We start from the raw sequence: 24,825 nt of genomic DNA on the forward strand, positions 1-24,825 counted from the left end.
AGAGCTACGGAAGGGCAGGCAGGAAAGTGCTTCGAAACCCTGCCTTGCGGGCAGGCAGGCGCCACAAGCCATATGTAAAACGTTAGCGATAATGAAAAAGTCAACTTCATTAGATATTTTGCATAGTAACTAAAAAGGTGAAATACATTTCAATCAATCTATATCGTAAAGTGATTAATCATGCTATCGCTGAAGGCATGACCAGAAATGATTTCATTAAACTTCCAACACCGATGTCTGATATTGACAACATTCAAGCTGTACCAGCTGATGAGTTTTTTAAACTCCATGAGATGATCGATGAAAGGCTAGGGCCTGGTTTCTCGGTTAGAGTAGGCCAACAAATGAAAATTGAAGATTATGGTGTTCTGGGGCTCTCATGGCGGACCTGTTCCTGGGCAGGTGAGATTTTCGATAGAAGTGAGCGCTATTTCAAATTACTCTCCAATACTTACGTTTTTAAAGTTGATAAAAAATCAAATATTTCAACTATTTACTTACTACGCGAGCCACATCGAAGAGGTTTAGAGCTTTCTAATGAAGCTACCCTTTCTGCTGCTGTGGTTGTATTAAGAGACATGACAGAAACGAATATTTCGCCCATTGAGGTTTCTTTTAAGCATAACCCTCCCAGCGATCTCAGCACTTATGAAGAAGCATTCAAATGCACAATACTTTTTAATCAACAGCATTACGCAATTACTTACAAGACTTCTGACCTGGAAACCCGTACAGCTAAGGCAGATGCAAGTATCAATCGTTTTCTCGTTGAGCGAGTCGAAGAAGAAACCAATAAACTTGAGGTTGCGGGTAATAAACTGGTTTTTGATGTAGAGAAGCTGATAACAGACGCACTCCCTAGCGGCATCCCTAGCATTCATCACATTGCCGAACATATGGGCATGAGCAATCGTACGTTGACACGAAGATTAACTGAAGCTGGAGTCTCTTACCGCGATCTAATTAAAAAGATTCAGGAAAGCGTTGCTACAAATCTGCTGAAAAAATCATCGAGAAGTATAGCTGAAATTGCATTCGAAACTGGTTTTTCAGAGCAAAGTGCTTTTAACCGTGCATTCAAGCGATGGAAGGGCCTTTCTCCTGTCGAATTTCGGAAAAACTAATTCACACCTCCATTTTGGCGTAAAGTATCAAAGCTTTGGCTCAAAATGTCAAGCATACCCCCTCCCTTACTTTCAATTTTACACTCGTAATCAATTACGATTAAAATGAAAGCAAGATTCATTAAAACATCATGGCTAGGAGTAATAACAGCAGCGCTGATTGTGATTAGCGCTTTTAATACCCAAACAGATATCCATAAGAATCATGGCGAGCTACCTTTAAAGGACGAAAAGCTAAAAAAAGAAGCATTTAAGATTCTTGATACGAAATGTAATGTCTGCCATCGCAAACAGAACCCTTTCATGGTCTTTAATGAAAAGAACATATCCAGAAGGGCAAAAAAAATCTATCAGATGGTCTTTATCGAACGGAGAATGCCTAAAGGAAACGAGATCCAATTGACCAATGAAGAATTCATCAAGCTGAAAAAATGGCTGTTCACTGAAAACATACTATAAATATGGAAAATTCACTAAAAGCAATGGTCTTGTTGGGAGCAGTAATCCTGACTGGCCTTTCAGCAGGCTTGTTATTCGCCTGGTCGGTTTCGGTAATTCCAGGAACTAAGCTAATAGGGAATCAACCCTACCTAGAAACTATGCAGTCTATCAACAGGGCAATTCTCAACCCAGCATTCTTTACTGTATTCTTTGGCAGTGTGATTTTGCTAAGCATTGCCAGTATTTATGAGTTTCATTCTAACAAAGTCGTGTTCGGACTTATGCTCTCCTCTGCTATATCCTATATGGCAGGAACGATACTAGTGACAGGGCTTGGCAATGTACCACTCAATGATCAATTAGATGTTCTCAAAATTGCAGAAATGAACGCCTCACAGATAGCACAATTCAGACAGTTCTACGAAACCAACTGGAACAAGCTTCATCTAATTCGGACAGTATTTGCAGTAGTCTCATTCCTTCTGTCGGTAGTAGCGCTCTTTGTTCATGTAAAAGAATATAATCCTTAAATCACAAATCAAATGGCCTTTTTTAGTTATCTCAACGAAAACTCCGATATAACAGATATCACCTTCAATGATCGTCCAAGGCTCGGCCCTATGGATAAAGCGTCACAGGAAATCATGAGAGGTAAATCCTCTTTTACCGAAGCAGAGCGCGAAATAATGGCTGCTTATGTTTCAGGGCTCAATGCTTGTGCATTTTGCCACGGCTCTCATAAAGCCGTAGCTGAGCAATTCGGTATCAGTCCTCAGGTAATAGAACAGCTGATTGAAGATGTCGATTCAGCACCTATTAACGAATCACTAAAGCCGGTCTTTCATTACCTGAAAAAATTAACCCTGACCGCAAGCAAACTCACCAAAGCCGATGTGGAAAAAGTAATAGCAGCAGGCTGGTCAGAAGATGCGCTGCATGAAGCCATTCTAGTCGGCTGTCTATTCAATTTCTACAACCGATTGCTAGACGGACACGGTATCAAAGGCAACCACGCAATTTACCAATTTGGAGGGCAGCACCTCGCAAAGAATGGCTATGGTGTCCCTTGGTTCATAGGACTTATTAAGAACACCATCAAAAAAAGCAAACTCAAAAAGCTGCATGAATTAGAGAAGCAGCTTTGAGCAAAGATTTAAACTCAAAATAATAAAAATGAAAGACAATATCTTAGTAATCGGAGGAACCGGTAAGACTGGTCACCGAGTAGTAAAAGGCCTCTCTGAATTAGGCCACCATGTAACCGTAGGGTCAAGGAAAGGCACTCCTGCATTTGATTGGGAAGACTACTCCACTTTTGCGCCTGCCCTTAAAGGAATGGATCGTGCCTACATCGTTTATTATCCTGATCTGGCAGTTCCGGGCGCCAAAGAAGCCATCACAGCATTAACCGAGGCAGCTTTGAAAGAAGGTGTAGAAAAAGTTGTGCTGCTATCTGGAAAGGGAGAAACGGTAGCAGAAGCCTGTGAAGAAATCGTGGCGAATTCGGGGCTTAACTATACTCTGGTAAGGGCATCATGGTTTAACCAGAATTTTAGCGAAGGAGCTTTTCTTGATTTCGTCTTGGCGGGACAAGTAGCGCTACCTATGCCAGAGGCAGAGATTCCATTTGTAGATGCAGACGATATCGCTGAAGTAGTGACGAAGGTGCTGGTAGACGATTCCTACAATGGTGAAACCATCACCGTGACCGGCCCCAAAAAACTAACCTTTGGCCAGATAGTAAAAATAATGGAGCAAGCCATTGGAAGAAACATCCAATACATCCCTATCTCTATCGAAGAGTTCAAAGCAGGAATGAAAGCTGCAGGCCTTCCGGATTCTTATGTATGGCTCTTTGGCTATCTATTTAAAGAGGTGCTTGGAAACCCTGACAATCAGGCAGTGTCTAATGATGTCAAAAGAGTGCTAGGCCGCAGAGCCACTTCTTTTGAAGAATATGTGCAAAAGACCTTAGATACGGGTGTTTGGAATCAAGCCGTATCAGAAAGCATCTAACATCAACTACACACGGACATAGTCATAGCTAATTGGGGTAATAAATCGATGGAATGTATTAAAGAAACAGGCCGACTCTATAGAGACGCAATGATCTTAATCGTTGGCCTGGTCTTTTTGGGGCGTTCCAGAATGTCGGTCGAAAAGTAGAGTATTTAGTCATTTCAACTACTCAATTATCCGATTATCAAGAGTTGAGTGATAGCTATAAATTAATTAAAACGTACAATTTTAATTCGAACGAAAAACTACACCCATAAACTCAATATCATGAATCTAAGGCACTTAATGAACACATTCACGGCTATAACATCAATTATTATTTCATTTTTAGTTATTGGAATAGATGTTCAATTAAACCCAAATAGCTCAGAAAAATTACTAGAAGTTAAAACGGTTCTTTTTACATATACCTCAGATACAACACTAACACTAGAAGAGAAAAGTGTGATAGAAAAAGCACTAACTCAACATACAAATCAGGTGAGTATGGTATTAACAAAGCTTCCAGATACCATTATGTATAAAGTTAATATAGTAGATCACAATCTGGATATAGTCAAAGGTGTCTCGGGGATGACTTTAAGGCATAAGATGAACGCGTTAATTCAAGTTGATCTTTCAAGTCAATATCCTGGAGGGGTAGTTAAAGCTGGGCAAGATGGTTTAAAGAGCTTGCTATGGCACGAATTACATCATGTTCAACGAGGCTGGTCTATTGAGCAAAATGAATTTGACCAGAGTATAGATATCGCAGCAATAAATGAAGGATTGGCGGTAGTTTTTGCTGAAGAATATACGGGAGAGTCAGAAGTGGTGAACTCTCATGCCGATGTTACCGATGCTTGGGTAGATGAAATCCTACAACTGCCAAAAGAAGCCGATTATATGACATGGGTATCGGGAATACACCCTGATGGTAGAAGCTACATTGGCTATAGAACAGGCAATTATATAATCAGAAAAGCAATGGAGAAATCAAGCAAAAGTATATTAGCCTTGAGTGAATTAAGTCCGACTGAGATTTTTGAATTGGCTGGTTATTAACATGAATAAAATAATTCACAAAAAAATAACTCCACCTAAAATCATTGTCACCAATGCTCTGCTATCACCAAGCTCCTTGGCTAATTCAATGTAGCACTTATAGTGCTCAGTAGTTAGTTGAAACAGGAATTGAATCTAAATGATGTTTGCCAAGTAAATGAATATCAAACCAATCAATATTGTGGAACCTTGCTGGGGATGCTGTTTTATCTGGGTTTAAAACCATTCCGCATAAAAGTACATAACCTCAAATAGGTTCTTATAGCAGCCTTATAAACTTGATTTTTGAAATAAAATGAGATCTACAAACCTGCTTAAAAATACGAGACTGTCTACTCGAACTACTATATTCTTAACAGTCGGATTGATTGTTATTTGGTGTTCTAATCATATTACAAAAAAGTCGAGATTAATTTCGCTTAGTCAGTCACCTGCCTATGATGAGGCAGTAGTTTTTGGTGAAGGAAAAATCTCAACAGATGCCTTTGAGTTTGCGATCACTTTCACACCAGCAATGGACGAAGTATTTTGGACCAGAAGGCAGCCTGACTCGAACAATGAGATTATGACGATGCAACTGGTGGAAGGTCATTGGACAGATCCGAAACCTGTGTTTTTTAAGGCTAAATCTGGATGGGACTTTGAGCCACAAATCAACCCTCAGGGAACGCGACTCTTTTTTGGAAGTACCCGACCTCTGCCAGATTCCTCTACATCTAATGGACTGCACCAATGGTATAGTGTGAGGAGTCTAAACGGATGGAGTAATCCGGTTCCATTAGAAAGCCCATTCATTGATAAGTCAGTAATCATGTACTTAACTTCTTCAGAAAAGGGAAATCTCTTCTTCACTACCGGAGAAAAAGGCGACAAACCTGAAGACTGGGTAATCTATCAGTCTATCAATCAAGAAGGAAAGTATCAGCCAATTGAAAGAATGGGAAGTGCCATCAACTTTGAGGGCAAATATATAGCCCATTCTTATATAGCACCTGATGAAAGCTACCTCATCTACGATGCAAAACGTGACTCAGGTCAAGGTGGCAGTGACTTATACATCAGTTTCAACCGAAAGGGTCACTGGACGAAAGCATTGAATATGGGACCTCAAGTAAATACCCCTCTAACTGAAATGTGCCCGAGTGTTTCTCCCGATCAGAAGTACCTGTTTTTCCATAGAGGTGATGAAAACAAGGGAAATATTTATTGGATAGAATTCCAGCCTATAAAAGCACAATTAGAGTTTCAAAGTAAAAACAATTCAAAAAAATGAATAACAAAATATTAATTCTGGTAACACTTGCTCTGGTGTTTTCTTGCAAAGAAAACGACAAGCCTCAGAAAGCAGAAACGCAATCAATAAATAACTACGCGGTTGAAATAGACAGTTTTTTGACGAATCTTGCAAAGGATCAGGTATTCATGGGAAGTGTATCTCTCTCAAAGAATGGTGAAGTTGTCTATTCCAATGCGATAGGTTACAGCGACCTTGAAGGTGAGATAAAAGCGAATAAAAACACAAAATACAGAATAGCCTCTATTACAAAAGTCTTTACTGCTGTCCTTATCTTTAAAGCAATTGAAGATGGCAAAATTCAACTTGATCAAACAATTGATAGTTTCTTTCCGACATTATTAGATGGATACAAAATCACTATAGCTCACTTATTGCACCATCAAAGTGGAATTATGAGTTATACTAAAGACCAGTATTTTTGGGATAATCGCACTCAAAATCAATCTACAAAAGATTTAATGAATGTGATAAGCAGTCTTGATAGAAATTTTGAGCCAGGTGAAAATACCGAGTACAGTAACTCCAATTACTTTTTACTTGCACAACTGCTTGAGCTCATTTATGACGATCGCTACGAAAACTTATTAGAAAAAAACATCATCAAACCGCTTGGGCTTCAAGATACCTATGTGGGTAAAACCACTCATTCAGATCATAACGAAAGCTTCTCATACACTTCAGAAAATGGAGAATGGAAATTATTCCCTGAAACTCATTTATCCATCGCTAAGGGTAGTGGCTCACTACTTTCAACTCCTTCAGATCTAAACATCTTTTTTAGAAGTTTGATGAATGGTCAATTAATTTCTTCAGCATCGATAGAGAAAATGACCACTATTATTCGCAATCATGGTATGGGTATTTTCAGATACCATATACATGATCAGTCTGGGTATGGGCATGGTGGAAATATCGATGGTTTTACAGCCAATAGCATTTACTTTATGGATCTTGATGTAGCCTTAACTATAAGCTCAAATGCATCATCCATGCCTATTGAGGAAGTATATTCTGAAATCTTGAAAGCCTATTTGGGAAAACAGGAAGTCACCATTTCTGAAGAAGAAGTTGCACAGTTTGTAGGAGTTTATATTTCTGAAAATGACCCTGAAGATCAATGTGTTTTCATTCAAGACAACAATGTTTTAGTCAATTTCATAAAAAATGAATTCAAAGCACCATTAGTTTATTGGGGCAATAATAGGTTTGTTTTAGAACAACTTTATGCAGAATCAATCTCGTTTACTTTTTCGGATGATGGGAACCAATTGATTTTTGACCAAGGTGATTATAGGGGTGTCTACAAAAAAGAATAACCACCTAAAATACGGCACATGCACTATGCTCTTTGGGCTACGGAATTTATCCACATCGAAATAGTATTATTTATAAAACAGACTTCAATAATAGAGCTCAAATGATGATCAGAAAAGCAAAAGAGATTGATTTACCACTAATTGTAGCAATGCTAGCTGATGACAAGCTCGGAAGCATCCGGGAAGATTACCAGCTACCACTACCCTCTTCATACATTGAGGCTTTCCATAAGATTGATAGGGATTCCAATCAGAAACTCATAGTGGTTGAGAACGAGCAGGGTGAGATCATTGGTGCCATGCAGCTTTCATTCATACAGTATCTGACTTATCAGGGCGGAATTCGAGCCCAGATGGAGGCAGTACGTATCCATAAAAATTATAGAGGAACTGGGCTGGGTACTAAGATGTTGAAATGGGCTATTTTCACAGCCAAAGAAAATGGTGCCCATGTGATACAGCTAACAACAGACAAAAAGCGACCTGATGCCATACGTTTTTATGAATCTCTTGGATTTAAGACCACACACGAAGGAATGAAAATGCATCTATAGAGCATGTGAATGGTATGCTCACATTAACAATACTTACTTTTTAACCTGCAGTAATCCCTCAGAACAAATTTAACACCAAATGAATAAAAAACATTTCCTATTGCTCGTAATTGGACTTCATTTAATGTTGCTTGGCTGTAAGCAAACTAATTCTAATCAATCGTATTTAGATCAAGCACCTCCTGCATCTACTCCCAAAGTATTTGCATCATCAATTGTTAACACCGACAGTATTGAAATTAATACAGTGTTTAACACTTCTTTTACAGAAGTATTTTTCACAAGAATCATCAATAAGAAATTTGTTATCCATCATTCTGAGTTCATTGATGGTCATTGGAGTTCACCAAAACCTTTACAAATGTTTGCTGATCACGAGAAAGAGTCAGTTGCCATTGATCCTTCCATCAGCCAAGATGGAAATACAATGTATTTTCTGGGGATAAGTCCAGAGGACCGGTTGAAAAAATCTAAACCTGATATTTATAAAAGTCAAAAAGTTGATGGGAAATGGCAATTAGCTACTAAGGTTGAACAGCCTATATCAACTCAGGAATATGCAGAATCATACCCTGTTGTGGTTTCAGACGGTAGTTTATACTTTACATCTGATAGACCTGGTGGTTTTGGAGGAAGAGATATTTATCGTGCGCAATACTTAGGAAATGGAAAGTTTGATACACCAGTAAATATTGGCGCAGAAGTAAATTCTGAAAAAGGAGAAAGAGGTACTTATGTTTCACCAGATGAAAGTTTCCTTATCACGGCTAATACCTATACTGATGAAAGGGGCTTTGCAGTTTCATTCAAAAAAAATGGCAAGTGGCAGAGACCTACTGTTTTTAACCTTGGTGAAACTATAGATGAAAACTGGGTTTATTATTGTCCTTATATGTCACCCGACAATAAATATTTTTTCTTTTCCAAAAGATATAGCTATCCATCAAATAGCGGATGGACAGGTGTTATGAAAGGCAATGTATACTGGGTCAATTCTACTGAGATTTTTAAAAAATGCAATTAAAGTTTGAATCAAAAGAAAAAATAAAGAGTGCGCCTTTATGAAAAGATGAGGGTATGAAGCTATATCTATGATCAGGCGTTGATAATAAAAAATGAGTTACAGGCATATTATGAAGCCAAAATTAGCTATTCGATTTCTACTTTCGATCTTAATTCCTCTTACCCTATTTCACATAAGTGTACTCCTAAAGATCATACCACAAGACATAATATGGGGAGGAAGATTAGGTAGTGATAGTGAAATGTATATGCTTGAGTGCATTTCGATAATAGTCTCCATTTATTTGACAGTAGTTCTAATGATAAAAGGATCATTTATACGACCGCTTCTTACTTCGAAAGTTGTAAACTTCTCTCTTTGGGCATTTCTGGTGCTGTTAATCCTAAATACGGTTGGAAATGTGCTAGCAAAATCAGCTACAGAGCAACTTTTTGCACTGCTTACGATGGTAATGTCAGTTTTGCTATGGACTGTCTTGAAAAAACAGGATGCCTAAAAGAGTTCATAAGTAGGGGTATTATTAATCGCTAACAATAGCTATACGTAAGCCGGGGTTTAGTGCTAAATTTATATTTAGAGAACATTAGCAAACATATTGGTAACCGGAAAGAGAAGTGCCATGAAATCCCGCACTACGAATAGCCAAACCGTTGGCAAGCATCTGCCGACTTATGAAATGATGCGATTATGGTGTATATTTACATCAAAAAAATTATGCCAAGACAGAGCATCTCTTTCACCGAGCCCAATGATAAATGGCTTAAAAGTCAAATTGACAGCAAAGAATATACGAGCAAGAGTGAACTGATCAATGACTTAATCAGACAAGCAAGACAGCAGCAACGGCAGGTCGACTGGATTAGGCTAAAACTCGAAAAAGCTGAAAAGTCAGGATTCACCAACGATTCCGAATCTGAGATATTGAAAGACTCGAAAAGTCGGCTGAATGGCTAACTACAAGTTAAGTAATGATGCCAGGGAAGATTTGATCAGAATACATCAGTACGGGATTCAGAAATTTGGTGTAAGGCAAGCTGACAAATATTTCCATGCCTTTTTTGAGTGTTTTGATCGAATAGCTTTAAATCCGTATCATTTCGAATCAGTTGACCACATTAAAATGGGATACCGCCGATTTGTATGTGGAGTGGACAGTATTTACTATCGCATAAATAATGATACTGTAGAGATTATTTCAATCATTGGCCGACAGGACGTCAACCAAATATTAAAATAAAACGCTTGCCAACAACGGCTATAATTCAGCGCCTTGACCGCAAGGGATTTTATCACGACATTAATATCTGTAATCTGCTATGATCAGCGACGCTTGCGACGCTAAATGCTGGCGCATTTATGAACCGCGGCGCAAGCTGGGCTTAGAATGAAATGCGCCAAATCATAGCCAAGTACGTTGGCAATAATTATAATTAATCTTATGAAAACATTAAAAACACTAACCATTATTTTCGGAATCATCATCCTAATATCTTGTAAGCAAGATCAAAAAGAGGCACTTATTAATACTGCTGTTGTGTACAGTGGAGGGGACATTATAACTATGCAAGGTGATTTGCCAGAATACGCAGAAGCCCTAGTGATTAAAGATGGTAAGATTGAATTTGTGGGCTCATCTGCTGATGCAATGGTAGCTGCAGGCGAAGGATATCAAATGATAAACTTAAATGGAAAAACTTTAATGCCAGGTTTTATTGACCCTCATAGCCATTTTATAAACTCTTTGGGGATGAGTAGTCAAGCCAACTGCTCACCTTCACCGGTTGGTGAAGCTGATGATGTAGCTGGCATTATTAAATCATTAAAAGACCTGAAAACCCAAAAAAGCATTCCTGATGGGCAATTGATTATGGGGTATGGATATGATGATAACGCAATGCCTGATGGACATCTATTAAATCGTGACGATTTGGACAACGCTTTTCCAAATAACCCCATAATGGTCATGCACGTATCGTTACATGGTGCTGTCTTGAATTCAAAGGCAATGGAGCAGTTTGGTATTACTGCTAAAACTGAAACGCCACCTGGTGGAATTATTGTAAGAAAGCCAGGAACAAATGAACCCTATGGTCTAATAATGGAAACCGCATTTTTACCCGTTTTCGCAAACTTGCCCAAACCAACAGATGAACAATTATCGCAACAAGTAAAAGATGGTCAGATGATATATGCAGCTGCAGGTATTACTACTGCACAAGAAGGAGCTTCGCATATAGGGGATGTTGGAATTATACAAAAAGCCGCAGATAATAATTCTTTATTTATAGATGTAGTATCCTATCCTTTTATTACAGAATATGACACTATTTTTAAACTGTATAGCCCTGAAGATTTTGGTAAATACAACAACCATTTTAAACTTGGTGGCATAAAAATTACCATTGATGGCTCACCGCAAGGAAGAACGGCATTATTTACAACACCTTATTTGACTGGGGGACCAAGTGGAGAAAAAAACTGGATGGGCGAATCAACTTTCACACAAGAGGAAGTAAACCAGATGCTCAAAAAGGTATACGATAAAGGCTTACAATGTACGTTTCATGCAAACGGCGATGGAGCTATAGATATGTGTATAAAAGCTCATGAATATGCTAGTAATGGAAATCCAACAAAAGAACGTAGAACTACCATTATACATTCTCAATTTGTACGCCTAGACCAACTAGACAAATATGTAGAATACAAAATGATACCTTCACTTTACACCGAACATACTTTCTTTTTTGCCGATGCACATATTAAAAATAGAGGTTTAGAGCAAGCATCCTTTATAAGCCCTATGAAAACAGCTATTGCAAAAGGATTAAAACCTACAAATCATACCGATTTCAATGTGGCACCTATAGACCAAATGATGGTCGTTTGGACTGCTGTAAACAGAATATCTAGAAATGGTGAAATTATTGGTGCGGATGAAAGAATTTCACCCTATCAAGCCCTGCAAGCAATCACCAGTAGTGCCGCTTATCAGTACTTTGAAGAGGATAAAAAAGGGACATTAGAAAAAGGTAAACTGGCAGATTTGGTCATTCTAGATAGTAACCCCTTGAAAGTAGCCCCGATGAAAATAAAAGAAATCAAAGTTTTAGAAACCATTAAAGAAGGAACTACAATTTTTAAGAAATAACTATTGCCAACAATGGCTATAAGTAATTGCTTGTTCTCGCCTACTTTGGAAATTCCACAGGAATTTCCAACTTGGTGTGTACCTGCCGGCAGGCAGGCAGGCTTGCAAAGTTAACCACTAAACCACGCAACTACTCATAGCCGAGATCGTTGTGCAACAATTAAATTGAAATGAATAAAAAGAATAAAATTATCCGAACTTGGAAAGGTTGGACAACATTAAAAAATGCACCTATTTATGAAGATATGCTCATTAATGAGGTATTTCCAACAGTAAAAAAAAGGGGTGTTGAAGGGTTGGAAAAAGTCAGTATTTCCACAATGGTAAAGAATGATGAAATGGAGTTTTTTCTTGTTCTTCAATTTGATTCACTGGATTCCGTTAAAGTGTTTGCTGGAGAAGACTATGAGCAAGCTTATATACCAGACAATGCTAAACATGTACTATCGAGATATGATAAAACTGCTCAACATTTTACGTTGAAAGAAGAACTGATTTTAAAATAAACTCTGTTGCCAACAATGGCTATAAGGAATTGCTTCGCAACTACTCATAGCCTAGACCGTCGGTAAGATTTTGGAGAAGCAAAAGTATTGAAATAATATGACAGAGAAGAAACCTCGATTATTAGACCAAGGCGGCATAGCGGTCTTGAAGTGTCAGGACCAGAATCCACCGGGAGCAATCATGCTGATGAAGTGGGCGCTCACACTCGCAAGCCTGGTCGTCGTTTCGGCGTGCACTGTGGGGACGGCCGAGCGCTCGCCTGACCAACGCGGCGCCGCGTCTGAGCTTAAAGCGCTCCTGGACGAGGCCGTCGCCTCTGGCATTCCCGGAATCTCTGCCGCCGTAGCAACGGGTGACAGCGTCCTCTGGACGGGGGTTGCCGGTAAAGCGGACCTGCAGACGGGCGCGCCCGTACGCCCCGAGATGCTCTTCGGCATCGGCAGCATTACCAAGACTTTCGTGGCCGTCGTGATTTTGCAGCTGACGGAGGAAGGGCGACTGGATCTCAACGCCACAGCGGCGAGTCTGCTGGGGGCGGCGGTGGATGGAATACCCAATGCGGAGAAAGCCACACTAGCGCAGCTACTTAACCACACTGGAGGAGTGCGCAGCTGGGAGGACGACCCCGCCTGGATCCACGAGGGTCGGGGCGACCGGCTCGAGCCGGCCCGCATCTGGGACAAGACGGCGACGCTCCCTTACATCAAAGGGCAAGCGGCGCTGGCCCCGCCAGGTGAGAAGTTCAGCTACGCGAACACGAATTTCACACTGCTCGGCATGGTCATCGAGAAGGTGACCGGTAATCAGGCGGTGGACGAGATCCATCGGCGGATCCTCACGCCACTCGGCTTGAAGGACATCCATCTTGAAGGCTTCGAGCCCATTCCCCCAGGGCAGCTGGCGCACCGGTATCACTGGGCGACTCCGACCTTCCAAGAGGACGCCGGAGTGAACGCCGCCTTCCCCGAGGTTCGCCCGGGCTTGATTGACGCCAGCAGCTCAAATCTCTCGGTGGAGTGGACGGCCGGTGGGATGGTGGCGACAGCGCGGGACCTCGCGCGCTACGCCGCAGCGCTGCGCGATGGCCGACTGCTCAAGCCTGCGAGCATGAAGTTCATGACCGAGTGGTCTCCGGCGGGCGATGGGGAACAGGTGGGGCACGGCCTATTTCGCAGCGCGTATCCGGGCGATCTCGCGGTCATCGGGCATGACGGCGACGTGCTGGGGTTCACTGGATCGTTCTACTGGGTCGAGGGCACAGACGTGGTGGTGGCCGTGGTCAGTAACGTGGGATCGATGCACTCGACGAGCGCCGGCACTGGCTCCGCCGCGGCGGGGAACGTGCCAGGGACGGCGTACCTGGTGGCAAAGGACAAACGGTTCATCGACCTGGCGATGAAAGTGGCGGCAACAAGATGACGGAGGCGCAGCGTCAATAATTATTGGAATCGTAGAATCGTTTGAATTTGGGCCTGAAAGAGTATTGGAATCTATTGCATCATATACAATTTATCAACTTTGGATTTATGCCGGACTTGGTATACTTCACGGATTATTAGGCGGAAAATTACTAGCTAAGGACTTAAGCTTGATTCTTACGGAAAGTCAGGCAAAACAGACCACTATGAAAATAAAACTTTTACTAATAGCTTGTGTTTGCTCTCTCACAACAGCATGCCAGGATCAAAAAAATGATTCTCAGACGGGTATTGAAAGCAATAAATCAGAGAGTTATTTTGATTTGCCCGATAGTTTATCGACACGAAGAATTTCTTTTGTTCTTAAACTGAAAAAATCTGTAGCTGAAAATACCTGGCCAGACTTTGGCACAAAATACAATGAAGGAACTCTTATTTACTTCGATTCAGAATGGTCGGAAGTTTTCTTTCCAGATTCCTATATGATTAAAAAGTTACAGGACATCAAAAAACATAGTGATAATTATTGGCTCTCAGGAAGGACTGACAGCATTCCTTATCACATGGAAGTAATGATCAGTTTCAACGAAGAAGATTCTACAGAGTTCTTCTTTAAAAATCCTGTGGAACAATATTCTTCTGTTGAAGAAATTGGTAAATACATTCCTTCTGTAGAAAGCACAGAAATGTGGTCGACCATGGTTATTCATGAAATGTTTCACCACTTTCAATACAACAATGAAAATTTAGTGAAGTACGCTGAATCCGTAATTGGGGTTTTGCCTTTTGATTCCAGAAATTTGGTAGCCCTTTGCCAGGAAGACGAGCAGTTCCTTCCCATGATTCAAAATGAAAACAAAATTCTAATGAAAGCCATTTCAGAGGGCAATAAAGATTTGCGCGACTCTCTAATTACTTCATACCTGGGCCAGAGAGAAAAGCGGATTATCAAATACGGTTCAGAACATCCACATCTTGAACAGGTAGAAAACTATTATATCATCCAGGAAGGATCAGCCAGGTACATTGAGTATCAAAGCATGTTTAACCTTAAAAGCTACTTTAACAATTCTGATGCTCCTACGATCCTAAACGATCCAAAGTTTAAATCTTTTTCGGAATTTGAAGAAATTGATTTGGAAAATAGTGCTTTTAATTACTTAGTATATGCCGGCCCAACCGACTATCACTACACGATTGGCTTTAATATAATGCGCCTGTTAGATGAACTGAAAATTGAGTTTAAAAAAGATCTGCTCAATAATCCTGAAAAAGGATTACATCAATATTTACAGGATTATATAAACTCTTTACCAAACAATAACTAAAAAGCATTAAAGCGCAGTTCAGCAAAACCATTGTGCTTAATTCTAAGCAATCTTAAAAAAATGCTAAAATTCTTCAGAAAAATCAGACATAATTTGCTTTCAGAAGGAAAAACCTGGACGTATTTGAAATATTCTGTCGGAGAAATTATTCTTGTTGTAATTGGAATCCTGATTGCGCTACAGATTAACAACTGGAATGAACAACGAAAACAATCTATGCAGCTTAATACCGCGATGCAATCCATCTATAAAGATCTTGTCGCAGATAGTGTTCTTATACACAATGCGAAACCAATAGTTGATTTAAGATATCGCACTATAGTAGCGCTGATAAAGCGTTCTTATGCAACAGAGGTTACGCTTGATTCACTTATCAACATAATGAAGAACGAGTTTCCGGTTCGATGGTACTCATCGCCAGTGTACAATACAAATACATTTTCTAACTTAAAATCCACCAGCACGTTTGACCTCCTGCCCATTGATATCAAGGAACAATTATCTGACTATTACACCACGCTGGATGAATATAAATACAGAAATGAAAACACCCTGGACCAGTACCGAAATCACCTTGACGAATTTGTAAAAAAATACAACATCATTGGACGGTTGTATGACCCTAATTACAAAAACAGTTATATCTACAATAACACCTGGGAAAATGTAGATGAACGTGATTTTACCCCACGCGTAGCGGTACTCATGGCGGCATATAAGGTGTTATATGACAACGCTCAAAATGAATTAGAAACAAACCTGGAAAACATCCATTCTATTTTACCAAAACTCGAGCCCTATGCTGCTCAATAAGAAATGTTTTTTCAGGAGGTCCTCCGATCAGGAATTGTTATTTTACAGAGTTGTCGTTGACAGTGCCGGGAGGATTAGGTTGAATTCCCCCTGCTAAATAATCCCCTTATCACGGGAAAGTTAAGGGGTTATTTATATATTCAGACAGGCATAAACGGTTGTAAACACATTTTACAATGGTTGTTTATGACCGGATAAAAATTTAAAATATTCCTTATGAAAAAATTAACAATATTCATTTCAGGAATCTTAATTGCATTCAGTTGTTCTGAAAAGAAAGTAAGTGAAAATGATATAAAGAATCAGGTATTAACTACTTACAATGACATGTATAATTCCTATGGCGAGGGTACAGATGAATTTTTTAGATTTTTTGAGAATGACTTTTTACGAGTTACTCCTTCCGGGAATTTTCAAAGAGGTGTTGAGGAACAAAAAACCAATTGGAATGACTATTTAAAAGTCAAAAAATTGGCATTAGAGAGTTTTGATGAACCCGAATTGATAATAAGTCAAGATCAGGTAATCACAATCGGAGGTTACGTTGAATATTTTATAGATAGGGCTACAAATGACAGTTCTTATAACCGCGGAGTGTATGTTGCTACCTGGAGGAAGCAAGAGAACGGAGATTGGAAAATATGTATGGACACCTGGCATTCGGGATTAGAGAAGAAATAATACTATGAAAGAAATTCCAAAGGAATATGCATTAATAGCTGAAATTACATCTGCACTTGCCATTATCATTTCATTAGTTTTTGTCGGCGCACAGATGAAAGCAAATACAAAAGCAACCCAAGACTCAATGTTTCAGGGAATAGAGGATATTAAAGGTACTCGTGGATTTTGGTGTTTATTCTTGTCGTTGGTGGTCATTAGAGATAGAAAAATTTGGCTGACCACGAGACTTGAAAGTATAGAAAAAGTAATCCGGAATATCGATATGGAGCTTAACCACCAACAAAAGATGAAATTGATTTAAAACTCATTTTATCAAAACGTTGTGAGCAACGAGAAACAACCACATATGAAACTAATAAAAATAATTTCTATCCTGTTAATTGTCTTTACTGTATCGTGTCAAAAGAATGCTGACAAATCTGAAATTAATTCTATTCCGGATGATAGTAAAACCCAATTTGATGTTGCTGAAGCTACGGCAATTATTAAAAAACGAAATAAGGATTTTGAAGATGCGCTGAAAGCTGGAGACTCAATTGCCGTTGGAGATATTTATACGGTTGATTCAAAAATAATTGGCGCCTATGCTGGTAGGGATAATCTCATTAAAGAGGTTCACGAATTAGTGCGGGATAGTATTACTGACATAAGGTTCAAAATAATCAACATCTGGGGAAACCAAAACATTATTGTTGAGGATGCCTATGTTGAATTTTATCATATGAATGGAACGCTTGTGAGTAAAGGAAATTCACTTTTCGTATGGAAAAAAGAGAGCGATACATGGAGAATTTTCCGTGATGTTTATAAACCGGAAAAGATTGAATAGCACCTGGTTTCCATTAATAAAAACATCTTGCCACCCTGAGTATCATTAATGCTAACCTCCTGCTTCACTAACACCAATACATTCTGTTCAATTGAAGACTAGATAGTATTTAAACATGAAAAAATTTAAATCATATTTAAAATGGTTTTTTGGCATTAGCCTTATCTTGCTTTTAACCTTAATCGCATTGGCATGGTGGTATATTAGGTCGGAAGAAAACCAACTTTCTGGTGCGAACACATCAATCGTTGATGCTTCCCAATTTAAAACTCAATTTGGCAAACTGGCAATAAAAAATATTAATGTTCTTGCGGCTGACCAGGATTCTATACTTCCAAATCAAACTATTCTAATAAACAATGAACTTATTGAATATGTAGGTGAAGACAATAATATCCCACATAACTACACGATTATTGACGGAGAAGGAAAGTTCTTAATTCCTGGTTTAATTGACACACATATTCATCCATACAGAAGTAAAAATGATCTTTTACTTTTCCTGGCTAATGGAGTAACGCAAGTTGCCACTATGAGTTCCTGGCGAGGGCTTTATCTTGAATGGAGAGAAGAAGCAAAAAGAGGAGGATTAATGCCCCGGATGTATGTAGCCGCAGGACCAATGAATACTGCAAACGATTTTCGGAGTAAAGTATATGGTTTACTTGGTCCAATCCCTTTGTTCAATGATACCGCCAAAACTAAGAAAAAGGTTGCTGAGTTTAAGTCATTAGGCTACGATGGGCTCAAGGCCTATAGTTTGGATAAAGAAAATTACTATGCCGTTTCAGAAGCATCTAAAAAGTACAACATTCCAATGACTGGCCACCTCACACCAGCGGTCGGACTTGAGGATTTATTTCGCTCAAATCAATCTCAGGTTGCGCATGTGGAAGAAATTGCCAAGGCTGTGGAACGCGAATTTGGTGGTCGTTCTAAAATATTCTATGATAATACAGAAGCCTACCTTTCCTTTTTGAAAAATAATGCAGATAGCATCGCCAGAAGGATTAAAGATAAAAACATTACAATATCCACTACTGTAAATGTTTACCCAAGAGCGAAACAACAAGATTTGGATTTAATAACATACCTTAAATCCATCGAAATTGAATATGTAAACCCGGGCATTTTAGAAGGTTCTGTATTCAATCCAGGATGGTTACCAGGAAGCAACCGATATGAAGTCGCTTTTAATACCGACCCGGAAGGAGTTAAGAATGCTGAAATCTATTGGAGTACCTACATCGAAGCAGTTAATATTATGACTCTTGCCCTTGTTCGCAATGGGGTTACTATAACTGCAGGCACTGACGCAGGTAATGCAGGCATTGTACCGGGATTTTCAATTCATGATGAATTACAACATCTCAGTGATATTGGAATCGATAATAAATATGTCCTGGATGCGGCAACTAAGATGGCCGCCGACTGGATCGGAAGCAATACCGGAGTTATACAGGGTGGAAAAGCAGCTGACCTTGTGATACTAAATGACAATCCACTACAGGATATTAGAAACACTCGAAATATATATGCAGTGATTGTCGGGGGGAAGTATTTGGACAGAAATCAACTGGATGAAATGTTAGAATCGGTACGATATGCTAATAATCAAAGCAGAAAAATTAGTATAGATAGCTATCTGTCAAAGTAACGTATGCAAATAACTACGCACAACCACAACTACGAGTAATTGTATAATTTCAGACGAACTTAATCCGCACCACTTTTAAAATTCGACCATATGTCAGCCATAATAAAAACTACTCTTTCCCGACAAATACTCCTTTGGTGCATAGTACTACAGTCCGTAGGTGCATTCGGACAAAGCCTTGAAAAAACAGACGCTGACTTAATTAATGGAAGTCCGGCAGATAATTTACCGCCCTATATCAAACTTGCCAGCGGTTTTGGAGAACGTCCGGATTGGTCCCATGATGGCCGGTTCATTCTATTTCTGGACAAACCCATGGGCGAAGTATATGAACTGGAATTAGCCACCGGAATCATCAGTCCGAAAACAAGGCACTTCAATCATTACGGATTTACAAGGGCCATGTATTTATCCAATGGAGATATTCTGCTCTCCGGTCCGAAAGAACTCTTTGACCCTACCGACACCCAGGAAAGGGACAAAGCCCGCGACCTTACCTGGTTGTATGTCATGGATAAAAGTGGCACAAAACCTCCGGTTCCGCTAAATACCCTCTGCGCTGAAGGGCCTGCTGTTTCCAGGAACAGGATGAGAATCGCCTGGACCCATCGGGATCGCCAATTGCCTGAGCTGGGGAAAAACAGGGCGAAGTTATTAATGGCTGAAATTATTTATGAGGACGGGATACCCAGGTTATCGAACCAAAGGACGATTTTTGATTCGAAACAGTTACCCTTTTCACTGGGTCATGCAAGCCTTGAAACGCAAAGTCTTGTACCGCCGGAAGACATAAAAGTAACATTTGCGGTATACACCATTAACAATGGAAATAATACGGATGTCTACATGGTAGACAGCGAAACCGGGGAATACAGAACGATCACCAATTCTCCCTGCTGCTACGATGAGCCTGAAGGAATATTCCCTGATGGTTTACACACGCTGGTCGAACACGGACCATCCGATAAAACTGCCTGGCCCCTGCTTGATCTGTATAAATTGAAATTAGATGGTTCGGGGGAAATGCAAAGATTAACTCATTTCACCGACTATAAAGGGTACAAAGCCAATCAGGGAGTAATTTCAGACGATGGTAAATTTATGTGTTTTCAGATAGGAAAAGATAATACAGAACCCGGCGTTGGCTTTGGTTTTCTGATTATGGATCTGGAAGAAGCCGCCAAGCACCTGGAGGATTTTAAAACGTATGATGAATAACTTTTTCAGGCGAATCCGCCAAAATATGTTTATGGAAAATAAAAATGAAGAGCCTGCCTCTCCGGAAGGGAGGCCTGAATCTAAAGTAGGCAGGTATTTAAAATATGCCACCGGAGAAATAGTACTTGTTGTGATCGGAATTTTAATCGCACTGTCCATTAATAATTGGAATCAAAACAGACTGAAGGAAAAAAAGGAAATACAGATATTGAAGTCGTTCGAAATTCAATTCCAGGATGATATAGCTCAGTTTGACCAAAGCATAAAGTTTTATGAAGCCGCATCACGGTCAATTGATATAATTTTCCATCATTTCCAACAAAATTTGCCCTACTCTGACTCTCTAAGTCGGCATTTCTATATTTCAACCAGGTTTTATGGAGATTCAGATCTGGACAATAACGTTTTTGAATCCTTAAAATCGCTGGGGGTTGACTTTATTTCAAATACGGATTTAAGAAAAAGGATCGTTCAATTATATGAAGATGATGATGAATGGATAGTAAACTTTGAAATAGTATACAGAGACTTCCTTTTCGATGCTAGCAAAAATATATTTAACACCCGGTTTAATAATTTTTGGGGTGGAAATTATAAAGATTTAACATACAGTCAGGGAGAAATGATTCCTCTGGATTTTGAAAGTTTAAAAACTGATCAGGAATACCTGTATTTTTTACGAAATCAGAAGAACCTTCTGGGATGGCTTATCTATAAACCAATTGAAGAAACCAAATTGAAAATGAACGGGCTGTTGAATGATTTAAGTACGGAAATCGACCGGCTTGAGAAGAAATAACGAACCACACGCAATTGATAAATTGAATGATAAAATTCTTTAGAAAAATCCGACAAAAGCTACTTTATGAAAACACGCCATCCGGACAGGCGGGCAAATTCAGCAAGTATTTGATTTACGCTATTGGAGAGATAATCCTCGTGGTAATTGGAATCCTGATTGCACTACAAATCAATAATAATAACGAATTGAATAAACAGAGAGCGAAAGAAGTACAGTTCTTGAAAAATCTAAGGAGTGATCTGATTTTTGAAGAAAGCGAACTTGAACGCTACACCCGAATTAGAGAAAGTATAGTGAACTCTGCTCAAATTGCACTCGAACACTTTAATGGAAAGCCAGTAGAGAATATTCAAATGTTCAATTTCCATACTTTTAACGTGGGCATTTGGCAGGAGTTTCAGAGAAACAACAATACTTTTCTTGAATTATTAAATTCTGGAAACCTCACCATCATTTCAAATGATTCAATCAAGAACGGTTTGCTGAATTTAGATTTAATTCACAAAGAAATTATCTCAAACCGATCACATTTAAGAAATGACTTAGAGCAATATTTCTATAATCCCTGGTTTAATACTGTTGATTTGGACCCATTAGCTCAAAGCTATATTTTCTATGCCAATAATGGAGAATTTGACCAGAGTATAGAGCTTTCGAAGCAAGAATTAGAAAAACTCTTAAATGACAAGGTGTTTAAAAATGGGTTTGTCTTATCAGTATTTACCAATTCCTTAATTATTGATGATTATAAGAAAATGAAAGATTTGAATAAAAAAGTGGTTGCGTTGATTAATAGAGAAATATCGAAAGACTAATAATGGTTATTCTCCCCCGCTGCTGAAAATCAGCCTGGGATCGACACAGTGGAATAATTATTAATCCTTTAAATATGAGCTATCAAAAAGTTGTTGCATACTTTTTCTTTATTGTTCTGGTTTTCCTGAATAATTCAATTTTCTCCCAAAACCTGAAGCAGGAAAAGATGGAAAACCTAAACTACCTTATTGGGGAATGGGTAGGAACATCTAAGATTTATGAAAATGGTGTTCTTGTGAAACAAGGTTCAGCATATGAATACATTTCCTATGACCTTGATAAGAACATTCTCGTAATTGAGTTGAATACCGAGTTTTTGCAGCTCCATACAATAATCCTTTACGACGAAAATGACCAAAAATATTATTACCACCGGTTCTCTAAAAATGGCGCTGCCAGGTATTCCGCAGAATTCAAAGACGGGCAACTCATTGTGTGGAAAGACGACAAAACCAGGTTTTTCTTCAGAAATACTCCGGATGGAGGCTTTCAGGAACGCGGAGAACAACTGATCAACGGAAAGTGGATCATAACTTTTGAAGATACATTTGTGAATACTCAATGAATAATTCTTATGGGCGTTTAAGCAAGACCCGATGCTCACACCTCCATTTGAAAAAAGCCATTTCACTTCATTGGGTAAATGACCTGATAATTATTCCGAATAGACATATATCGCTGGAGGGGTCTGTGATTTTTACATGCTATGATGTAGATTAAAAAAATGAAGTCAAATGCGAATAAATTGTTCTTTCAGTTTTTCCTGTTGTTTTTTATTGGCTCCTGTACCTCACAGCCAAATGACACGAGTGATCTGATAGATCACGTGAACAAACCGGGTTGCATCTTGCCTGATGAATCTGTCGCAGGAAAGGAACAGCTTGAGCAAGGCATACGCCGACAAGTTAAGTTTTCGGGTGAGCCGGAAAATTTCAGTTCCATTCCAGATAAAATGAAAGAATATCAGATTCCCGCATTATCGCTCGCCATCATAAAGAATGGGGAGATTGAATGGTCAGACGTCTATGAAAATGAGGATTTCGCTGATGAACAAACCCTGGACTGTACCAGTATATTCCAGGCAGCATCATTGTCCAAGCCAGTAACCGTTATGGCGGCCGTTCGTATGTATTCCGCCGGTGAGATAGACCTGGATACAAATATTCAGGATTATCTCAAGGATTTTGAAATACCTGAAGGCAAACAAAGAGCAGAGAATCCCGTCACATTTCGCAATATCTTTTCCCATACTTCAGGCATTAATCCGGGTGGATATCAGGGTTATAACAGAAGCCTTCCGATGCCCACTGATATGGATATTTTAAGAGGTAGCGAAGGAGTCAATACCCCGGCTATAGAAGTGACCAGTACACCAAACGAAACACTGGCTTATTCCGGTGGCGCATATACGCTGGCGGAAGTGGCTCTTCAGAATATATTCAATGACGAGTTTTCAACCATTATGAAACGATGGATCCTTGATCCTGCCGGAATGAATCATTCTGAATTCACGCAACCGCTCCCTGCTTCAGATTCCAACCGGGTTGCAAAAGGATATACGTTTTCGGGAGATATGGTGGAAGGAGGTTGGCGAAACCATCCCGAGCAGGCTGCGGCAGGACTTTGGAGTAATTCTGTTGACCTCGCAAAATTTCTGATTGAAATTTACAAAGCCTACAATGGCGAAGTCTCGATATTCTCACAATCTGAAATCAATTCATTGCTAAACGACGAAAGAAATGGTCATGTATATGGCTTCATCATTGACAGATCCGGCGATGATATTTCTATCACCCACTATGGCGGCAACGAAGGGTACCGGACTGGCATGACCATAAGCCTGACAAGTGGTAATGGATTGGTTTACCTCACCAATTCTGATAACGGGGGAACACTTGGAAATGAATTGCTTTTATCGGCATCCCAGATCTATGACTGGCGGCACTTTAGTCAAACTGAAGTTCAGCGGAAACAAGTAGATCAGAAAATTTTAAAGGCGCTACCTGGTAATTACAGGTGGAACAATCAGATAGACCTTTCGATCACGTTCGACGCAAACGATGGACTCATTTCACTCATCTTCCCAAATGGCGATGAATATGAGCTTGTCCCAATTGACGGAGATGAACTTGATTTCATTCATCCGGGAACCGGTGTCACGGTTTCGTTTTCAAAGCAGGATGAGTTCCATTCTTTCATCCTCTATGGACAATCTGCTAAAAAGTTGTGATTCACGAAGGATGCACACAGAAATCAAAGCCTTAAATGGCTTGGGGAACATTAGTAGAAGCACGATATTGGCGTTACGTTGACCAGTTTTGTATTATGAAAATTATTTCCATAAGAAAAAATCCTGAATATAAAGATGACGCAATCGCCTATTTTCAAAAGAGTTGGCCAGACGTTTTGCCTATAATTTATGAAGATTGCATCAGTCACAGTATCAATGCTAAAAACGCATTACCTCAATGGTATTTATTACTGAATGATGACAAAATTATTGGGTGTGCCGGGCTTATTACGAATGATTTTATCAGCCGAGGAGATTTATACCCCTGGATTTGTGCGCTTTTTATTGATGAAAAGTACAGAGGAAATGCATATGGTTTAATACTCATTGAATATGCCAAAACCGATGCTAAAAATGCTGGTTTTGAATTTTTATATCTCAGCACTGAACATATCGGATACTATGAAAAGTATGGATTCAAATATATTGGGAACGGATATCATCCATGGGGAGGAGAATCGAGGATATATGAAATTGAGTTAAGATAAAGAAA

The 24,825-nt window shown here is 39.4% G+C and carries 27 protein-coding genes; all 27 read left to right on the top strand.

Annotated features, from left to right (window positions below; translation table 11 throughout):
• Positions 1 to 137: 137 nt before the first annotated feature.
• The 27 genes from LDX50_RS08960 to LDX50_RS09090 all read left to right on the top strand — a co-directional run bounded on the left by LDX50_RS08960 (position 138) and on the right by LDX50_RS09090 (position 24,820).
• Positions 138 to 1,124 carry an AraC family transcriptional regulator gene (locus tag LDX50_RS08960; protein WP_225698101.1) on the top strand — a complete coding sequence of 329 codons (987 nt, stop codon included), beginning with the start codon at positions 138 to 140 and terminating at the stop codon, positions 1,122 to 1,124.
• Positions 1,125 to 1,229: 105 nt separating this feature from the next.
• Complete coding sequence (locus LDX50_RS08965; protein WP_225698102.1) at positions 1,230 to 1,583, top strand: hypothetical protein; 354 nt, start codon at positions 1,230 to 1,232, stop codon at positions 1,581 to 1,583.
• A gap of 2 nt (positions 1,584 to 1,585) precedes the next feature.
• Complete coding sequence (locus LDX50_RS08970) at positions 1,586 to 2,095, top strand: anthrone oxygenase family protein (protein WP_225698103.1); 510 nt, start codon at positions 1,586 to 1,588, stop codon at positions 2,093 to 2,095.
• Positions 2,096 to 2,107: 12 nt separating this feature from the next.
• Positions 2,108 to 2,710 (top strand): carboxymuconolactone decarboxylase family protein, encoded by a 603-nt coding sequence (locus LDX50_RS08975; protein ID WP_225698104.1) that lies wholly within the window; start codon positions 2,108 to 2,110, stop codon positions 2,708 to 2,710.
• A gap of 28 nt (positions 2,711 to 2,738) precedes the next feature.
• Complete coding sequence (locus tag LDX50_RS08980; protein ID WP_225698105.1) at positions 2,739 to 3,581, top strand: NmrA family NAD(P)-binding protein; 843 nt, start codon at positions 2,739 to 2,741, stop codon at positions 3,579 to 3,581.
• A gap of 288 nt (positions 3,582 to 3,869) precedes the next feature.
• Entirely contained in the window at positions 3,870 to 4,628 is a 759-nt protein-coding gene (locus LDX50_RS08985; RefSeq protein ID WP_225698106.1) for a DUF2268 domain-containing putative Zn-dependent protease, read from the top strand.
• 295 nt (positions 4,629 to 4,923) lie between these two features.
• Positions 4,924 to 5,901, top strand: a complete 978-nt coding sequence (locus tag LDX50_RS08990; protein ID WP_225698107.1) for a TolB family protein — start codon at positions 4,924 to 4,926, stop codon at positions 5,899 to 5,901.
• Positions 5,898 to 7,241: a serine hydrolase domain-containing protein gene (locus LDX50_RS08995; RefSeq protein WP_225698108.1), complete on the top strand. Its 1,344-nt coding sequence runs from the start codon at positions 5,898 to 5,900 to the stop codon at positions 7,239 to 7,241. Before LDX50_RS08990 ends, LDX50_RS08995 begins: the two co-directional genes overlap by 4 nt.
• A 101-nt stretch (positions 7,242 to 7,342) precedes the next feature.
• Positions 7,343 to 7,795: a GNAT family N-acetyltransferase gene (locus LDX50_RS09000; RefSeq protein ID WP_225698109.1), complete on the top strand. Its 453-nt coding sequence runs from the start codon at positions 7,343 to 7,345 to the stop codon at positions 7,793 to 7,795.
• A gap of 79 nt (positions 7,796 to 7,874) precedes the next feature.
• Entirely contained in the window at positions 7,875 to 8,819 is a 945-nt protein-coding gene (locus tag LDX50_RS09005; protein WP_225698110.1) for a TolB-like translocation protein, read from the top strand.
• Positions 8,820 to 9,533: 714 nt separating this feature from the next.
• Entirely contained in the window at positions 9,534 to 9,773 is a 240-nt protein-coding gene (locus LDX50_RS09010) for a ribbon-helix-helix domain-containing protein (RefSeq protein ID WP_225698111.1), read from the top strand.
• Positions 9,766 to 10,056 carry a type II toxin-antitoxin system RelE/ParE family toxin gene (locus tag LDX50_RS09015; protein ID WP_225698112.1) on the top strand — a complete coding sequence of 97 codons (291 nt, stop codon included), beginning with the start codon at positions 9,766 to 9,768 and terminating at the stop codon, positions 10,054 to 10,056. The genes LDX50_RS09010 and LDX50_RS09015 overlap by 8 nt, the downstream gene beginning before the upstream one ends.
• A 201-nt stretch (positions 10,057 to 10,257) precedes the next feature.
• Entirely contained in the window at positions 10,258 to 11,970 is a 1,713-nt protein-coding gene (locus tag LDX50_RS09020) for an amidohydrolase (RefSeq protein ID WP_225698113.1), read from the top strand.
• A gap of 170 nt (positions 11,971 to 12,140) precedes the next feature.
• Positions 12,141 to 12,476 (top strand): hypothetical protein, encoded by a 336-nt coding sequence (locus LDX50_RS09025; protein ID WP_225698114.1) that lies wholly within the window; start codon positions 12,141 to 12,143, stop codon positions 12,474 to 12,476.
• Between the two features lie 97 nt (positions 12,477 to 12,573).
• Positions 12,574 to 13,896 (top strand): serine hydrolase domain-containing protein, encoded by a 1,323-nt coding sequence (locus LDX50_RS09030; protein ID WP_225698115.1) that lies wholly within the window; start codon positions 12,574 to 12,576, stop codon positions 13,894 to 13,896.
• A 205-nt stretch (positions 13,897 to 14,101) separates the two neighbouring features.
• Positions 14,102 to 15,223, top strand: coding sequence for a hypothetical protein (locus LDX50_RS09035; RefSeq protein WP_225698116.1), 1,122 nt, complete (start codon positions 14,102 to 14,104; stop codon positions 15,221 to 15,223).
• A 60-nt stretch (positions 15,224 to 15,283) separates the two neighbouring features.
• Positions 15,284 to 16,036, top strand: a complete 753-nt coding sequence (locus LDX50_RS09040; protein ID WP_225698117.1) for a DUF6090 family protein — start codon at positions 15,284 to 15,286, stop codon at positions 16,034 to 16,036.
• Positions 16,037 to 16,252: 216 nt separating this feature from the next.
• Positions 16,253 to 16,717, top strand: a complete 465-nt coding sequence (locus tag LDX50_RS09045; RefSeq protein WP_225698118.1) for a Cif family virulence factor — start codon at positions 16,253 to 16,255, stop codon at positions 16,715 to 16,717.
• 4 nt (positions 16,718 to 16,721) lie between these two features.
• A complete protein-coding gene (locus LDX50_RS09050) occupies positions 16,722 to 17,021 on the top strand; it encodes a hypothetical protein (protein ID WP_225698119.1) in 300 nt (99 codons plus the stop codon).
• Between the two features lie 45 nt (positions 17,022 to 17,066).
• The gene (locus tag LDX50_RS09055; RefSeq protein ID WP_225698120.1) at positions 17,067 to 17,549 is read left to right on the top strand and encodes a nuclear transport factor 2 family protein; all 483 of its coding nucleotides are present in this window, start codon (positions 17,067 to 17,069) and stop codon (positions 17,547 to 17,549) included.
• A 115-nt stretch (positions 17,550 to 17,664) separates the two neighbouring features.
• On the top strand, positions 17,665 to 19,206 hold the full coding sequence (locus LDX50_RS09060) for an amidohydrolase family protein (protein ID WP_225698121.1): 1,542 nt from the start codon (positions 17,665 to 17,667) through the stop codon (positions 19,204 to 19,206).
• Positions 19,207 to 19,296: 90 nt separating this feature from the next.
• Positions 19,297 to 20,424, top strand: coding sequence for a TolB-like translocation protein (locus tag LDX50_RS09065; RefSeq protein ID WP_225698122.1), 1,128 nt, complete (start codon positions 19,297 to 19,299; stop codon positions 20,422 to 20,424).
• Positions 20,425 to 20,455: 31 nt separating this feature from the next.
• On the top strand, positions 20,456 to 21,223 hold the full coding sequence (locus tag LDX50_RS09070; protein ID WP_225698123.1) for a DUF6090 family protein: 768 nt from the start codon (positions 20,456 to 20,458) through the stop codon (positions 21,221 to 21,223).
• A 26-nt stretch (positions 21,224 to 21,249) separates the two neighbouring features.
• The gene (locus LDX50_RS09075; protein WP_225698124.1) at positions 21,250 to 22,041 is read left to right on the top strand and encodes a DUF6090 family protein; all 792 of its coding nucleotides are present in this window, start codon (positions 21,250 to 21,252) and stop codon (positions 22,039 to 22,041) included.
• 74 nt (positions 22,042 to 22,115) lie between these two features.
• Positions 22,116 to 22,607, top strand: coding sequence for a hypothetical protein (locus tag LDX50_RS09080; protein WP_225698125.1), 492 nt, complete (start codon positions 22,116 to 22,118; stop codon positions 22,605 to 22,607).
• 159 nt (positions 22,608 to 22,766) lie between these two features.
• Positions 22,767 to 24,272: a serine hydrolase domain-containing protein gene (locus tag LDX50_RS09085; protein ID WP_225698126.1), complete on the top strand. Its 1,506-nt coding sequence runs from the start codon at positions 22,767 to 22,769 to the stop codon at positions 24,270 to 24,272.
• Positions 24,273 to 24,307: 35 nt separating this feature from the next.
• Positions 24,308 to 24,820 (top strand): GNAT family N-acetyltransferase, encoded by a 513-nt coding sequence (locus LDX50_RS09090; protein WP_225698127.1) that lies wholly within the window; start codon positions 24,308 to 24,310, stop codon positions 24,818 to 24,820.
• The last annotated feature ends 5 nt before the right edge of the window (positions 24,821 to 24,825 follow it).

It is taken from the genome of Fulvivirga sedimenti (assembly GCF_020328055.1).

Excerpts from the sequence above, each read along its gene's own strand:
- LDX50_RS08980 (WP_225698105.1), top strand. The coding sequence starts at position 2,739 with ATGAAAGACAATATCTTAGTAATCGGAGGAACCGGTAAGACTGGTCAC.
- LDX50_RS09050 (WP_225698119.1), top strand. The coding sequence starts at position 16,722 with ATGAAAGAAATTCCAAAGGAATATGCATTAATAGCTGAAATTACATCT.
- LDX50_RS09015 (WP_225698112.1), top strand. The coding sequence starts at position 9,766 with ATGGCTAACTACAAGTTAAGTAATGATGCCAGGGAAGATTTGATCAGA.
- LDX50_RS09030 (WP_225698115.1), top strand. The coding sequence starts at position 12,574 with ATGACAGAGAAGAAACCTCGATTATTAGACCAAGGCGGCATAGCGGTC.
- LDX50_RS09080 (WP_225698125.1), top strand. The coding sequence starts at position 22,116 with ATGAGCTATCAAAAAGTTGTTGCATACTTTTTCTTTATTGTTCTGGTT.
- LDX50_RS09060 (WP_225698121.1), top strand. The coding sequence starts at position 17,665 with ATGAAAAAATTTAAATCATATTTAAAATGGTTTTTTGGCATTAGCCTT.
- LDX50_RS09005 (WP_225698110.1), top strand. The coding sequence starts at position 7,875 with ATGAATAAAAAACATTTCCTATTGCTCGTAATTGGACTTCATTTAATG.
- LDX50_RS08985 (WP_225698106.1), top strand. The coding sequence starts at position 3,870 with ATGAACACATTCACGGCTATAACATCAATTATTATTTCATTTTTAGTT.
- LDX50_RS09020 (WP_225698113.1), top strand. The coding sequence starts at position 10,258 with ATGAAAACATTAAAAACACTAACCATTATTTTCGGAATCATCATCCTA.
- LDX50_RS09085 (WP_225698126.1), top strand. The coding sequence starts at position 22,767 with ATGAAGTCAAATGCGAATAAATTGTTCTTTCAGTTTTTCCTGTTGTTT.
- LDX50_RS08965 (WP_225698102.1), top strand. The coding sequence starts at position 1,230 with ATGAAAGCAAGATTCATTAAAACATCATGGCTAGGAGTAATAACAGCA.
- LDX50_RS09045 (WP_225698118.1), top strand. The coding sequence starts at position 16,253 with ATGAAAAAATTAACAATATTCATTTCAGGAATCTTAATTGCATTCAGT.
- LDX50_RS09040 (WP_225698117.1), top strand. The coding sequence starts at position 15,284 with ATGCTAAAATTCTTCAGAAAAATCAGACATAATTTGCTTTCAGAAGGA.
- LDX50_RS09000 (WP_225698109.1), top strand. The coding sequence starts at position 7,343 with ATGATGATCAGAAAAGCAAAAGAGATTGATTTACCACTAATTGTAGCA.
- LDX50_RS08995 (WP_225698108.1), top strand. The coding sequence starts at position 5,898 with ATGAATAACAAAATATTAATTCTGGTAACACTTGCTCTGGTGTTTTCT.
- LDX50_RS08970 (WP_225698103.1), top strand. The coding sequence starts at position 1,586 with ATGGAAAATTCACTAAAAGCAATGGTCTTGTTGGGAGCAGTAATCCTG.
- LDX50_RS09075 (WP_225698124.1), top strand. The coding sequence starts at position 21,250 with ATGATAAAATTCTTTAGAAAAATCCGACAAAAGCTACTTTATGAAAAC.
- LDX50_RS09065 (WP_225698122.1), top strand. The coding sequence starts at position 19,297 with ATGTCAGCCATAATAAAAACTACTCTTTCCCGACAAATACTCCTTTGG.
- LDX50_RS09035 (WP_225698116.1), top strand. The coding sequence starts at position 14,102 with ATGAAAATAAAACTTTTACTAATAGCTTGTGTTTGCTCTCTCACAACA.
- LDX50_RS08975 (WP_225698104.1), top strand. The coding sequence starts at position 2,108 with ATGGCCTTTTTTAGTTATCTCAACGAAAACTCCGATATAACAGATATC.
- LDX50_RS09090 (WP_225698127.1), top strand. The coding sequence starts at position 24,308 with ATGGCTTGGGGAACATTAGTAGAAGCACGATATTGGCGTTACGTTGAC.
- LDX50_RS09070 (WP_225698123.1), top strand. The coding sequence starts at position 20,456 with ATGGAAAATAAAAATGAAGAGCCTGCCTCTCCGGAAGGGAGGCCTGAA.
- LDX50_RS09010 (WP_225698111.1), top strand. The coding sequence starts at position 9,534 with ATGCCAAGACAGAGCATCTCTTTCACCGAGCCCAATGATAAATGGCTT.
- LDX50_RS09055 (WP_225698120.1), top strand. The coding sequence starts at position 17,067 with ATGAAACTAATAAAAATAATTTCTATCCTGTTAATTGTCTTTACTGTA.
- LDX50_RS08990 (WP_225698107.1), top strand. The coding sequence starts at position 4,924 with ATGAGATCTACAAACCTGCTTAAAAATACGAGACTGTCTACTCGAACT.
- LDX50_RS09025 (WP_225698114.1), top strand. The coding sequence starts at position 12,141 with ATGAATAAAAAGAATAAAATTATCCGAACTTGGAAAGGTTGGACAACA.